Source organism: Brevundimonas halotolerans, from assembly GCF_003730275.1.
In the GTDB taxonomy this organism is placed as follows: domain Bacteria; phylum Pseudomonadota; class Alphaproteobacteria; order Caulobacterales; family Caulobacteraceae; genus Brevundimonas; species Brevundimonas halotolerans.
The window spans coordinates 448,891-461,802 of sequence record NZ_QTTA01000010.1 but is presented as its reverse complement, the minus strand read 5'-3'; the positions used below and the strand labels follow the sequence as shown (position 1 = coordinate 461,802).

The following is a 12,912-nucleotide window of genomic DNA, read 5'->3' as shown; positions in this document are numbered from 1 at the left end:
TTCCGGGGAGACATCCCGGTCGAGCCGTTCCGAGGGACCCGTCGGTCCTTTTCACCGTCTGCGGCGGATTGAATCGGAAAAAGGACTACACGATCATGGCTCTGCCTGAATTCTCGATGCGTACCCTGCTGGAAGCGGGCGCCCACTTTGGCCACCAGACCCACCGCTGGAACCCGAAGATGGAGCGCTACATCTTCGGCTCACGCTCCAACATCCACATCATCGACCTGTCGCAGTCGATCCCGCTGCTGCATCAGGCGCTGGTCGCCGTGCGCGACGTGGCGGCCAAGGGCGGCCGCGTGCTGTTCGTCGGCACCAAGCGTCAGGCGTCGGATCCCGTGGCCGAGGCGGCCAAGCGCTGCGCCCAATACTATATGAACAACCGCTGGCTCGGGGGCACCCTGACCAACTGGAAGACCGTGTCCGGTTCGATCCAGCGCCTGCGTGAACTGGATGCCCTTCTGGAAACCGGTGGCGACGGCCGCCAGAAGAAAGAACTGCTGACCCTGACGCGCGAGCGCGACAAGCTTGAGCTGTCGCTGGGCGGCATCAAGGACATGGGCGGCCTGCCGGACATCATGTTCGTGATCGACACCAACAAGGAAGCGATCGCCATCCTGGAAGCGCGCAAGCTGAACATTCCGGTCATCGCGATCCTGGACACCAACTGCGATCCCGACGGCATCACCTATCCGATCCCGGGCAATGACGACGCCGCGCGCGCCATCCAGACCTATTGCGATCTGATCGCCGACGCGGTCCTGGACGGTCTGGCCGCCGGCCAGTCGGCCTCGGGCGTCGACATCGGTGCCTCGGAAGCGCCCCCGGTCGAGCCGGCCCTGAAGACCAAGGCCCCCAAGGCTGAAGCCGAGCCGGCTCCGGCCGGTGCCGAGGCCATCGCCGAGGAAATGATTGCCGCCGACGAAGCCCCCGCTGCTGAAGCCACCGCTGCTGAAACGGAGGCGCCCGCCGCCGAGGAAGCCGCGCCGGAAGCTGCCGAGACGGACAAGGCCGAGGCCTGAAGCCCGGCGGTTCACCGCGACCGCCAAACTGTTACGCGGCCGGGCTAAACCAGCCCGGCCGTTCCCGCATTATGAATATCAGGAGATTGAACATGGCCGAGATCACCGCTGCCCTCGTGAAGGAACTGCGCGAGCGTTCGGGCGTGGGCATGATGGACTGCAAGAAGGCCCTGCAGGAAACCGACGGTGACATCACCGCCGCCATCGACTGGCTGCGCGCCAAGGGCCTGTCCAAGGCCGCCAAGAAGGCCGACCGTGTCGCCGCTGAAGGCCTCGTGGCCGTCGCCACCCGTGAAGACGGCAAGGGCGAAATCGGCGCTGCGATCGAGTTCAACGCCGAGACCGACTTTGTGGCCCGCAATGACCTGTTCCAGGACGCGGCCAAGTCGTTTGCCCAGCTAGGCCTTGAGCACCACACCGTGGAAGCCATCCACGGCGCAACGCTCGAGAACGGCTCGACCGTCCAGGACGAAGTGACCCGCCTGATCGCCACGATCGGCGAGAACATGCAGCTGCGCCGCGCCGCCCGCCTGTCGGTCGACGAAGGCGTTGTCGCCTCCTACGTCCACAATGCCGTGTCGCCGGGTGTCGGCCGCATCGGTGTGCTGGTGGCTCTGGAAGGCGCGGGCGACAAGGCAGCCCTGCGTGAAGTGGGCCGCAAGATCGCCATGCACGTCGCCGCCACGGCGCCGCTGTCGCTGAACACCGACGATCTGGACCCGGCCGCCATCGAGAAGGAACGCGCTGTCCTGACCGAAAGGGCCAGGGAAGAAGGTCGCCCGGAGAACATGATCGACAAGATCGTGTCCGGCCAGATTGCCAAGTTCCAGAAGGACGTCGTGCTGTCCAAGCAGCCCTTCGTCATGAACCCGGATGTGACGGTCGAGCAACTGGTTGCCGATACGGCCAAGGAACTGGGCTCGTCGAACCTGAAGCTGGCCGGATTCGTCCGTCTGGCCCTGGGTGAAGGCGTCGAGAAGGTCGAAGGACCGGACTTCGCTGCTGAAGTCGCCTCGATGACGGCCGGCTAAGGCCGCATCCACCAAATACCGTTCGGATCTGTGATCGGAGCGTTGCATACGGGGGCGCGTTGGGCTTTGAAGGCCCACGCGCCCCTTCTTTATGGCCGCCTGTCCGACGGGCGGTCGCTTGCTGACGGAACCGACATGCCCAACCCCTCATCCGGATATCGATACAAGCGCGTCCTGCTGAAGGTGTCGGGCGAGGTCCTGATGGGCGATCAGGGATTCGGCATCGATATCGGCACGGTCGAATCGGTGGCTGAAGCGGTCGCCCGCGTCGCGCGCCAGGGCGTCGAGATCTGCCTCGTCATCGGTGGCGGAAACATTTTCCGGGGCGTGTCCAAGGCCGCTGCCGGGCTGGAGCGCACCACCGCCGACTATATGGGCATGCTGGCGACCGTCATGAATGCGCTGGCCATGCAGGGCGCGCTCGAGAAAATGGGCGTCCAGACGCGGGTCCAGAGCGCCCTGACCATGAATGCGGTCGCCGAGCCCTATATTCGCCGCCGCGCCCTGCGGCACCTCGAGAAGGGCCGGGTCGTGATCTTTGCCGCCGGCGTCGGCGCGCCCTTCTTCACGACCGATTCGGGGGCCGCGCTTCGCGCTGCCGAGATGGGCTGTGATGCCCTGCTGAAAGGCACCAGCGTCGATGGCGTCTACAGCGCCGACCCCAAGAAGGATCCGTCGGCCACCCGCTACGAAACCCTGACCTATCACGACGTCCTGGCGAAGGACCTGCGCGTCATGGATGCCTCGGCCGTGGCCCTGATGCGCGACAGCGGCATTCCGATCGTCGTCTTCTCGATCCGTGAGGATGACTCGCTCGAGAAGGTGCTGCGTGGGGAAGGTGCCTTCACCGTTATCCAGTCCGGCGCTAGAAGCGACGGCTGAACGAACTGACACCAGAGCGAGAACGACATGGCAAAGCCCGACCTGAAAACCTACCGCGACCGCATGGACAAGGCGGTCAGTGCGCTGAAGGAAGAGTTCGCGGGTCTGCGGACCGGTCGCGCGAACGCCGGCTTGCTGGATCCGGTTCAGGTGGAAGCCTATGGCTCGACCTCGCCCCTGAATGCGGTGGCCGCCATCAGCGTGCCTGAGCCGCGCATGATCACGGTCAATGTCTGGGACCGCGGCATGGTGGTGTCGGTCGAAAAGGCGATCCGGGCGGCGGGCCTCGGCCTCAACCCGATCGTCGATGGTCAGATGCTGCGCATCCCCGTGCCGCCGCTGACCGAGGAGCGCCGCAAGGACCTGGTCAAGCTGGCCGGAAAGTATGCCGAGCAGCAGAAGATCGCGGTCCGGAACGTCCGCCGCGACGCCAATGACGACCTGAAGAAGGCGGAAAAGGCCAGCGACATCAGTCAGGATGAGCAAAAGAAGATGGAGGCCGAGGTCCAGAAGGACACGGATGCCGCCATCAAGCGTATCGACGAGATGATGAAAACCAAGGAAGTCGAGATCATGCAGGTGTGACGACCTCCGGGCCCCCCAACGCGCCTGAGCCTTCGCCTTCCCGGACCGGTGCGGTCACGGGACCGGCCCACGTCGCCCTGATCATGGACGGCAATGGCCGCTGGGCTGAGGGTCGGGGCCTGCCGCGGGCCGCCGGTCACCGAGAGGGGGTTCAGGCGCTGAAGCGTACCGTTCGGGGGGCTGCCGATCTCGGTATCCGCTGCCTGACCGTGTTTGGTTTCTCGACCGAGAACTGGAAACGGTCCGCCGAGGAGGTCTCCGACCTCATGGGGCTGGTTCGGGCCTATGTCGGCAGCGATCTGGACCGGCTGAAGCGCGAAGGCGTGCGGATCCATATTCTGGGGCGCAGGCAGGGGCTGCCGGACGACATCGCCGCCATCGTCGACCGCGCCGAGCAACAGACTGCCCACAACGACCGCTTTCTGCTTCAGGTGGCCTTCAACTATGGGGGGCGGGCCGACATCACCGATGCGGTGAACGCTCTGGTCGAGCAGGCGCTGAAGCGGGGCGAGAACGTTCCAGACATCGCCGAAGACGATATCAGTGCCGCCCTGTCGACCCACCGGGGGCCGCCTGTGGATCTGATCATCCGTACCTCCGGCGAGCAAAGGCTGTCGAACTTCCTGCTGTGGGAAGCGGCCTATGCCGAGATGGTGTTTCAGGACATCCTCTGGCCCGATTACGGCCCGGAAGCCTTGGCCGCGGCCGTCGAGGAATATCACCGGCGCGACCGGCGGTTCGGGGGTCGAGCGTCAAGGCCACAGATGGCCGTGTCCTGATGAGCATCCCGTTCGGAAACCTGGGCATGCGCGTCGTCTCGGCGTTGGTGCTTGCACCGCTGGCGGTGCTGGCCATCTGGGCGGGCAGTCTGTGGTTTCTTGCCATCATGCTGGCAGCCTGTGTGCTTCTGGCCCGGGAATGGGCCGAGATGAGCGCGCGCGAACGCCCGGGTCCGATCTTCTGGGCCGTGGCCCTGTCGCTGGTCGCCGTGACTGCGATCGCCCACACCGGGGCCATGTCGCCGGCGCTGGTAACTCTCGTCTTTGCCGCGGCGGCGGCTGGCCTGTTCGCCAAACGGGTCCGACAGGAAGGCCTCGATGCCGCCTATGGGGTCCTCTACCTCGGCTGGCCCGCGATCCTGCTGATCTGGCTGCGCGACGGCCAGTCCGGTGTGGGGCTCAGCTGGACGATTCTGGTGTTTGTCGTGGCCTGGTCGTCCGACGTCGCGGCCTTCATTGTCGGCAGCGTGCTCAAGGGGCCCAAGCTGTGGCCCCGGTATTCGCCCAACAAGACCTGGTCGGGATTTGCCGGCGGACTCATGGCCGGCGCGGGGGCAGGGGCCTTGATCGCCTGGCTGCTGCCGCTCGATCTCCCGAATCCAACCTGGGCCTGGGGCCTGCTGCTGGGCTTTGTTGCCGCTCTGGCTACCATGGCGGGGGATCTTTGGGAGTCCGCCCTCAAGCGACGCTTTGGTGTCAAGGATGCCGGAGGCCTGATTCCCGGTCATGGCGGCCTTCTGGACCGCGTGGACGGCCTGATGTTCGCCGCCGTCGTCCTCGCGGGCGCCCGCCTGCTGTTCATTCTGACGGATGCGACCGCGTGATGCATCGCCGCGTCAGCGTTCTCGGGGCTACGGGCTCAGTTGGCAGTTCGACCCTTGCGCTCATGGACGAGGCCGAGCGCGCGGGGACGGCTCGGTTCACCGTCGCTGCCCTGACCGGTGGTCGAAACATCGAGCGTCTGGCCGAGGCGGCACGCCGCTGGCGCCCGGAGTTGGTGGTGACGGTCTGGCCTGAGCTGAAGGCCGATCTGGAGCATGCGCTCGCGGGCACGGGAATCGCGGTCGCGGCGGGTGAGGCCGCCCTGATCGAGGCGGCTCTGCAGCCTGCCGACTGGATCATGGCGGCCATTGTCGGCGTGGCGGGGCTGAAGTCGACCTGGGCTGCGGCCGGGACGGGCGCTATCGTGGGGCTGGCGAACAAGGAAAGTCTGGTCTGCTGCGGTCCCGCTCTCATGGCGCGCGCCACCACGGCCGGTGGACGGATCCTGCCGGTCGACTCCGAGCATTCGGCCATCCACCAGGTCTTTCCCCACGAGCGCCCGGAAGGGGTTCGCAAGCTGGTGTTGACCGCTTCGGGCGGGCCCTTTCGCCAGACTCCGGCCTCGGAGCTGGAGCACGTCACGCCCGAGCGCGCCGTCGCCCACCCGAACTGGAGCATGGGGGCCAAGATCTCGGTAGACAGCGCCACCCTGGCCAACAAGGGCCTGGAGATGATCGAGGCGGCCTGGCTGTTTTCCATGCCCGAGGCGAAGATCGACGTCGTGGTCCACCCCGAGTCGATTATCCACAGCCTTGTGGAATGCGTGGATGGATCGACGTTGGCCCAGATGGGGCCGCCCGACATGCGCACGCCGATCGCCTATGCGCTTGCGTGGCCCAAGCGCATGCCGTGGCAAGCGCCACCGCTGGATATGGTCTCGCTGGGGCGGTTGACGTTCGAGGCGCCCGACACCGAACGCTTTCCGGCCCTGACTCTCGCCCGACAGGCCCTTCGCGCCGGAGGGGCCGCGCCCGCCATCTTCAATGCCGCCAATGAGGTCGCCGCCCTCGCTTTCCTTGACCGGCGTCTGGCCTTTCTCAATATTGCCGCAGTCATAGCCGACACCCTTGAAATGGCGTCGGCATCGGACCTTGTCGGAGGGTCCGGAGACGCCTGTGAAGCGGCCCTGGCCGTGGATCAGGAGGCCCGCCGTCTGGCCCGGATCTGTCTGGACCGACGCGAGCAGGCTGCATGATCCTGTCCGGATCAACGAGGGGGAATAGAGCGACCGCATGATCGACTTCCTGGCCCAGGCGCCGCTCTATGTGCTGCCCTTTCTGCTTGTTCTGACCGTCGTGGTGACGATCCACGAACTGGGCCATTTCCTTGTGGCGCGGGCGTTCGGCGTCAAGATCGACCGGTTTGCCATCGGCTTTGGCCGAGGTCTGCTGTCCCGTACCGACCGCCAGGGCACCGAATGGCGGCTGGGGTGGATCCCGTTGGGCGGCTATGTGAAGTTTTCGGGTGACCTCGATCCGTCCAGCGTGCCGGATCAGGCGGGCCTGGCCGAGTTGAAGGACCGCATCATCGCCGAGCAGGGCCCCGAGGCGATCCGCGACTATTTCCATTTCAAGCCGGTCTGGCAGCGCGCCCTTATCGTCCTTGCGGGGCCCATGGCCAACTTCGTCCTGGCCATCGTGGTCTTCACCCTGCTGTTCTCTCTGATCGGCGTCCAAATTCAGCCGGCCCGGGTGGCGCAGGTTTCTGCCGACAGTCCTGCGGCGTCCGCGGGCTTCCTGCCGGGCGATCTCATCACCGGCATCAATGGGCGACGCATCGAGGATCAGCGCGATGTCACCCGCATTGTCTCCCTGAGCAGCGGGGACCGGTTGCGCTTCATGGTCGAGCGGGGCGGGGATGAGCTTACGCTTACCGCTGTTCCGGAACGCGAGACCGTCACCGACCCTGTCGCGGGCCGGATTACCGTGGGCCGCATCGGTCTGGGCCTGCTTCCGGCGATGGATGAAATACGGCACGTGCGCTACGGGCCTATCGCGGCGGTGGGGCAGGCGGTGTCCCAGACCGGCGACGTGCTGGCCACCAGCATTCGCTACATCGGCCGCATCTTCACGGGCCGCGAGAGCGGTGATCAGCTGAGCGGACCCATCGGGATCGCCAAGGCGTCCGGCGCCCTGACCAGCGCGGCCGTCGAGGCCAATCCGGACCCGGGAGCGACGGCTTTCAATCTGATTGTCACCATGACAAGCTTCGCTGCCATACTTTCGATCGGAATTGGCTTTCTAAACCTCTTGCCGATCCCGATCCTGGATGGCGGACACCTGGTTTTTTATGGCTATGAAGCTGTTGCCAAGAAGCCTGTTGCAGCCCGCTTTCAGGAGGCAGGGTTCAGGGTCGGTCTTGCTTTGCTGGCGGGTTTGATGTTGTTCGCCACCTGGAACGATCTACAAAAGCTGAACCTGTTCAAATTCCTCGGCGGGCTCGCTTGATGAGCCGGCGCCAGCCCCCGATGGGACCCGTGATGCATAAGTCTTCCTTTTCTGCCCCTTACATCTTCGCCGGTCGCGCCAGCGCCGTTGCGCTTGTAATCGGTGCGGGTCTGGCCGGGCCGGTTCTGGCCCAGGAAACGTCGCCGCCGCCGGTTCAGGCCCAGCCCGCAGCCCAGGACCCGACCCAGGATCAACGCGTGCTGGTGACGGCTATCGAGGTGCGCGGCAGCAATCTGCGCATCGAGGACGCCACCGTCCTGTCTTATCTGCCGATCCGGCCCGGCGATACGGTCGATCCGGTGGTGCTGGACGTCGCCGTCCGCACCCTGTCCCGCACCGGCCTGTTTGCTGACGTGCAGATGGGCGTTCAGAACGGCGTTCTGATCGTCGAAGTGGTCGAGAACCCGATCATCAATCAGGTGATCTTCGAGGGGAACGGCGCCATCGGCGACGACAAGCTCAGCGAGGAAGTCACCATCCGGCCGCGCGGTATCTATACGCGGGCACGAATCCAGGACGACGTCGGCAAGATCGTCGAACTGTATCGCCTTTCGGGTCGAATTTCAGCCAGTGTGACGCCCAAGATCGTTCAACTGGAACAGAACCGCGTCGATGTGATCTTCGAGATCGACGAAGGCCCCGAGACGGGTCTGCAGGCCATCACCTTCATCGGCAATCAGGCTTTCTCGGACGGCGATCTGCGCGAGGTCATGGTCTCGAAGCAGTCGCGCTGGTGGCGGCTGTTCACCAGCAACGACAACTACGACCCGAACCGCCTCGATTACGACCGCGAGCAGCTGCGGGAATTCTATACGAACCGCGGTTATTACGACTTCCGCGTCCTGTCGGCCGTGGCTGAGCTGCTGCCGGATGACAGCGCCTTTTCCATCACCCTGACGGTGGACGAGGGCGACCGCTACAATTTCGGCGAAGTCGACGTGGTCACGGAGAATGACCGACTGAATGCCGACTTCCTGAAGCTGATCCTGCCGATCCGCGAGGGCGACCTCTACGAAAGCGGCAAGATCGAGCAGGCGGTGGATACCTTGACCTATGCCGCTGGTTCGGCGGGCTATGCCTTCGTCGAGATCTCGCCCAGCTACCGTCCGAATCCCGAGACCGATACAGTCGACGTCACCTTCAACGTCGCCGAAGGCCAGAGAGTCTATGTCGAGCGTATCAATGTGGTCGGCAATACGCGGACCATCGACCCGGTTATCCGCCGCGAACTGGCCCTGACCGAAGGCGATGCCTTCAACCGCACCCTGGTGGAGCGTTCGCGCAACAATCTTCGTGGCCTCGGCTTCTTCAAGGATGTGATGATCGAGGAAGTGCGGGGTTCGGCTCCTGATCGTTCCGTGGTCAACGTCACCGTCGAGGAACAGCCTACCGGCGAACTGTCGGTCGGCGCAGGCTTTAGCTCGGTCGACTCCTTCGTCGTCAACCTGGGCGTTTCGGAGAGCAATTTCCGCGGTCGCGGCCAGGCCGTTGTGGCGCGCATCGAGTGGGGCTCGCTGCGCCAGAACATCGACTTCCGCTTTACCGAACCGAAATTCATGGGCCGCGACCTGCGAGCAGGCTTCGACATCTTCCACTCGCGCTACGACCTCAGCGAGTTCTCGTCCTATGACTACAGGTCGACCGGCGCGGGCTTGCGCCTGTCCTATCCTCTGAACGGCTACACGCTGCTCAGCACCCGATACTTCCTGAAGGCTGACGAAGTTATTGTGCCGGCCAGCTTCTGCCGGAGCGGACAGGGATCATCGGCCCTGTGCGATCAGGTCGGGTCTTTCGTGAACTCTTCGGCCGGCTACACCATTCTGGTCGATCGCCGGAACGATCCCGTGCGGCCGACGCGCGGCTGGGCCGGCACCATCCGTCAGGACATCGCCGGTCTCGGCGGTGACGTGAACTACATCCGCACCGAAGCCGAAGCGTCGGCCTATTGGGGCATTCGGCCCGAGTGGGTGGTCACGGCCCAGTTCCAGACGGGCTATGTGTCGGGCTGGGGAGGCGATCCCGTCAGGATCAACGACCGCTTCTTCAAGGGTGGCAACAGCTTCCGGGGCTTCGAGACCGCGGGTCTCGGCCCTCGCGATACCCTGACCACCGATGCCCTCGGCGGTAATTTCTACGTCATCGGGACAATGGAACTGACGGTGCCTAACGGTCTGCCGGAAGAGTACGGCATTCGGACCTCGCTGTTCACCGATGTCGGTACGGTTGGCGTTCTGGACGACCGCTATCTGTTCGACACCACGACAGGGCTTCGCAACACCCGCATCGTCGATGACCTGTCTATCCGTGGGTCAGCCGGCATCAGCATCCACTGGCGCGCGCCCGTGGGACCGATCCGGTTCGACATCTCCAAGATCTTCTCCAGCGAAGATTACGACAAGACCGAGGGCTTCCGCTTCTCGACCTCCACCCAATTCTAAGAGGCGTCATCCCCGACGCCGCCATGTGAGTAAGACCATGAAGTTGTTTACAATCGCCGCCGTTGCCTTGGCCACCCTGACGGCCACGCCCGTCCTGGCCCAAGCCGCCGGCCCGCAGAACCCTGGCCCGGTTATCCCCGGCCTGTGCGTCTACAACAACTCGCGCCTGGTGGCTCAGTCCACCGTCGGCCAGTCCGTCCAGCAGGGCATGCGTCGCCTGACCGACGAAGTCGTCAATGAACTGGCGCCCTACGGCCAGTCCATCGGTGCCGAAATCCAGGCGCTCCAGCAGGGCCGGGGCACCATTCCGCAGGAAGAGTTCGCCCAGCGCAGCCAGGCCGTGCAGCAGCGCATTGCCGAGGCCGAGCAACTGGAACAGACCCGCTCGCAGGAGCTGGAGTACACCCTGAGCCAGCAACGGACGGCCATTGCCCGTGCGGTCGACCCCATCCTTGTTGCCGTCTATCAGGAACGCGGCTGTGGCATCCTGATCAGCGGTGAGGCTGTGTACGAGGCCAATCCGCAGATGGACATCACGGACATGGTCATCCAGCGTCTGAACACGCAGCTGCCGTCGCTGTCGTTCAACCGCATGCCGGTCCCGGTCCAGCAGCCGGCCCAGTAAGTCCATCGGGGGAGGGATGCCGGACGCCCGCTTCTTTCAGACCCTCCCCGAACGGACGGTCGACGACCTGGCTGCCGCCATCGGGGGCCAGGTCGCCCGTGGGGGTGACCGGATCATCTCCGGCGTCGCCCCGCTGGCGAAGGCAGGGTCCGCAGAGCTGACCTTTCTCTCTGATCGTCGCATGAAGGCGGCCCTGGCGCAGACCCGCGCCGGGGCCGTTCTACTGTCTGAAGCTCTGATCGATCAGGCCCCGGCTGAGTCTGCTGTGATCGTCTCGACCGAGGTGCAGGCCGCCTGGGCCCGTGCGGCCGACCTGTTGCACAGGCCGCACGCAATCGATGTATCTGCCAGTCCACCGGCCTGGCTCGAGGACGACAGCGTGATTGTCGAGCCGGGCGCCGTGCTGGGGCAGGGCGTCAGCATCGGACGGGGAACGCGCATCGGCGCCAATGCCGTGATCGGCCCCGGGGTCCAGATCGGTCGTAACTGCCAGATCGGCTCGCTGGTCAGCCTGTCCCATGCCCTGATCGGGGATCGCGTTCGCATCCTCGCGGGTGCCCGCATCGGCGAAGCGGGCTTTGGCGCAGCGCCCTCAAGCACAGGTCCGGTCGATATCCCCCAACTGGGGCGGGTCATCCTGCAGGATGGGGTGACGGTCGGCGCCAATACCTGCATCGACCGCGGGGCCTATAACGACACTGTCATCGGCGAGAATTCCAAGATCGATAATCAGGTCCAGATCGGCCACAACGTCGTGATCGGACGCAACGGTCTTTTGGCTGCGCACACCGGCATTTCGGGCTCGGTGACGGTCGGAGACAATGTCATGTTCGGTGGCCGGGCAGGCATCGGCGACCACATCACGATCGGTGAAGGGGCCCGTGTCGCGGCGGGTGCCGGCGTGCTGGCCGACATTCCGCCGGGGGAAACCTGGTCGGGTTATCCGGCCAAACCGCTGCGTCAATCCTTGCGCGAAGCCATCTGGTTGGCCAAACAGGCAGGCAAGAGCAGAGGCGAGCCCAAGAGCTGAGATGACCGACGACCGGATTGACTATGCCGAGGTGATGCGACGGCTACCGCATCGCTATCCCTTCCTGCTGATCGACCGGGCCGAAGATTTCGTCTCGGGGACCTCGATCACCGGCATCAAGAACGTCACGCACAACGAGCCGTACTTCCCCGGACACTTTCCCATAGACCCGGTCATGCCCGGGGTGATGATCGTCGAGGCCATGGCGCAGACGGGCGCCCTGCTGATGTCCAAGTCCCTGGATATCTCGGTCGAGGGCAAGGTCATCCTGTTCATGTCGATCGACGGCGTGCGCTTCCGCAAGCCCGCCCGTCCCGGTGACCAGCTGCGCATGAAGGTGGTCGTCACCCGGCAGCGCGGCGACATTTTTAAATTCCGGGGTGAGACCTTCATCGACGGAAAGCTGGCGGCCGAAGCCGACTTCGCGGCCATGGCGTCCACCGTCGAACAGCCGATCCGCTGATGGCCATTCATCCCACGTCGATGGTCGATCCCACGGCCGAGCTGGCCGGGGACGTCGAGATCGGCCCCTGGTGCACCGTCGGCCCGGGCGTCACGCTGGCGGCCGGCGTCCGACTGGTCAGCCATGTCGTCATACCGCGCGACACGACGGTCGGGGCGAACACGGTCATCCACCCCTTTGCCGTCATCGGCGGCGACCCCCAGCACGGCGGGTACAAGGGCGAGCGCGTGACCCTGACTATCGGTGAGCGCAACACCATTCGCGAGCACTGCACCTTCAATCGCGGCACGCCCGCCGACCGGGCCGATACGCTGATCGGCTCGGACAATCTGTTCATGACCGGCGCCCACGTCGGCCACGATGCCGTGGTCGGCAACAATATCACCTTCGCCAACAATGCGACCCTGGGGGGGCATTCGGTAGTCGGGGACAAGGTCTTCCTCGGCGGGCTTTGCGCCGTCCACCAGTTCGGCCGGGTGGGGCAGGGCGCCATCGTCGGCGGCCTCGCGGCGGTGACTCGCGACGTCATCCCCTATGGCTCGGCCTGGGGCAATCATGCGCAGTTGCGCGGCCTCAACCTGATCGGCCTGAAACGCAAGGGCTACGACAAGGCCGCCATCCGGCGCCTTCTGGCCGCCTATCGCGATCTGTTCGAGAGCAAGGACCAGCCCTTCGCCCAGCGGCTGGACGCGGTCGCCGTGACCTATGCCGATCTGCCCGAGATCGTCGAGATCGTGGACTTCATCCGTCAGGACACGCGCCGTCCGCTCTGCCTGCCCGAGGGCTGA

At 65.1% G+C, this 12,912-nt stretch carries 13 protein-coding genes; all 13 read left to right on the top strand.

Annotated elements, in window-relative coordinates; all coding sequences use genetic code 11:
• Positions 1 to 95 precede the first annotated feature (95 nt).
• The 13 genes from rpsB to lpxA all read left to right on the top strand — a co-directional run bounded on the left by rpsB (position 96) and on the right by lpxA (position 12,912).
• Positions 96 to 1,022 carry a 30S ribosomal protein S2 gene (gene rpsB, locus EG854_RS05700; RefSeq protein WP_123286732.1) on the top strand — a complete coding sequence of 309 codons (927 nt, stop codon included), beginning with the start codon at positions 96 to 98 and terminating at the stop codon, positions 1,020 to 1,022.
• A 92-nt stretch (positions 1,023 to 1,114) separates the two neighbouring features.
• The gene (gene tsf, locus EG854_RS05695; RefSeq protein WP_123286731.1) at positions 1,115 to 2,053 is read left to right on the top strand and encodes a translation elongation factor Ts; all 939 of its coding nucleotides are present in this window, start codon (positions 1,115 to 1,117) and stop codon (positions 2,051 to 2,053) included.
• 135 nt (positions 2,054 to 2,188) lie between these two features.
• Positions 2,189 to 2,935, top strand: coding sequence for a UMP kinase (gene pyrH, locus EG854_RS05690; RefSeq protein ID WP_123286730.1), 747 nt, complete (start codon positions 2,189 to 2,191; stop codon positions 2,933 to 2,935).
• Between the two features lie 27 nt (positions 2,936 to 2,962).
• On the top strand, positions 2,963 to 3,520 hold the full coding sequence (gene frr, locus EG854_RS05685; RefSeq protein WP_123286729.1) for a ribosome recycling factor: 558 nt from the start codon (positions 2,963 to 2,965) through the stop codon (positions 3,518 to 3,520).
• Positions 3,521 to 3,603: 83 nt separating this feature from the next.
• Positions 3,604 to 4,299, top strand: coding sequence for a polyprenyl diphosphate synthase (uppS, locus tag EG854_RS05680; RefSeq protein WP_123286904.1), 696 nt, complete (start codon positions 3,604 to 3,606; stop codon positions 4,297 to 4,299).
• Complete coding sequence (locus tag EG854_RS05675; RefSeq protein WP_123286728.1) at positions 4,299 to 5,123, top strand: phosphatidate cytidylyltransferase; 825 nt, start codon at positions 4,299 to 4,301, stop codon at positions 5,121 to 5,123. The genes uppS and EG854_RS05675 overlap by 1 nt, the downstream gene beginning before the upstream one ends.
• Positions 5,123 to 6,316, top strand: coding sequence for a 1-deoxy-D-xylulose-5-phosphate reductoisomerase (gene dxr / locus EG854_RS05670; RefSeq protein ID WP_221403334.1), 1,194 nt, complete (start codon positions 5,123 to 5,125; stop codon positions 6,314 to 6,316). The genes EG854_RS05675 and dxr overlap by 1 nt, the downstream gene beginning before the upstream one ends.
• Positions 6,317 to 6,353: 37 nt before the next feature.
• Positions 6,354 to 7,568, top strand: coding sequence for an RIP metalloprotease RseP (rseP, locus tag EG854_RS05665; RefSeq protein WP_123286726.1), 1,215 nt, complete (start codon positions 6,354 to 6,356; stop codon positions 7,566 to 7,568).
• 32 nt (positions 7,569 to 7,600) lie between these two features.
• Positions 7,601 to 10,006: an outer membrane protein assembly factor BamA gene (bamA, locus tag EG854_RS05660; RefSeq protein WP_123286902.1), complete on the top strand. Its 2,406-nt coding sequence runs from the start codon at positions 7,601 to 7,603 to the stop codon at positions 10,004 to 10,006.
• A 37-nt stretch (positions 10,007 to 10,043) separates the two neighbouring features.
• On the top strand, positions 10,044 to 10,631 hold the full coding sequence (locus EG854_RS05655) for an OmpH/Skp family outer membrane protein (RefSeq protein WP_123286725.1): 588 nt from the start codon (positions 10,044 to 10,046) through the stop codon (positions 10,629 to 10,631).
• A gap of 16 nt (positions 10,632 to 10,647) precedes the next feature.
• On the top strand, positions 10,648 to 11,661 hold the full coding sequence (gene lpxD / locus EG854_RS05650; protein WP_123286724.1) for a UDP-3-O-(3-hydroxymyristoyl)glucosamine N-acyltransferase: 1,014 nt from the start codon (positions 10,648 to 10,650) through the stop codon (positions 11,659 to 11,661).
• A gap of 1 nt (position 11,662) precedes the next feature.
• Positions 11,663 to 12,124 (top strand): 3-hydroxyacyl-ACP dehydratase FabZ, encoded by a 462-nt coding sequence (gene fabZ / locus EG854_RS05645; protein WP_123286723.1) that lies wholly within the window; start codon positions 11,663 to 11,665, stop codon positions 12,122 to 12,124.
• Positions 12,124 to 12,912, top strand: coding sequence for an acyl-ACP--UDP-N-acetylglucosamine O-acyltransferase (gene lpxA / locus EG854_RS05640; RefSeq protein ID WP_123286722.1), 789 nt, complete (start codon positions 12,124 to 12,126; stop codon positions 12,910 to 12,912). The genes fabZ and lpxA overlap by 1 nt, the downstream gene beginning before the upstream one ends.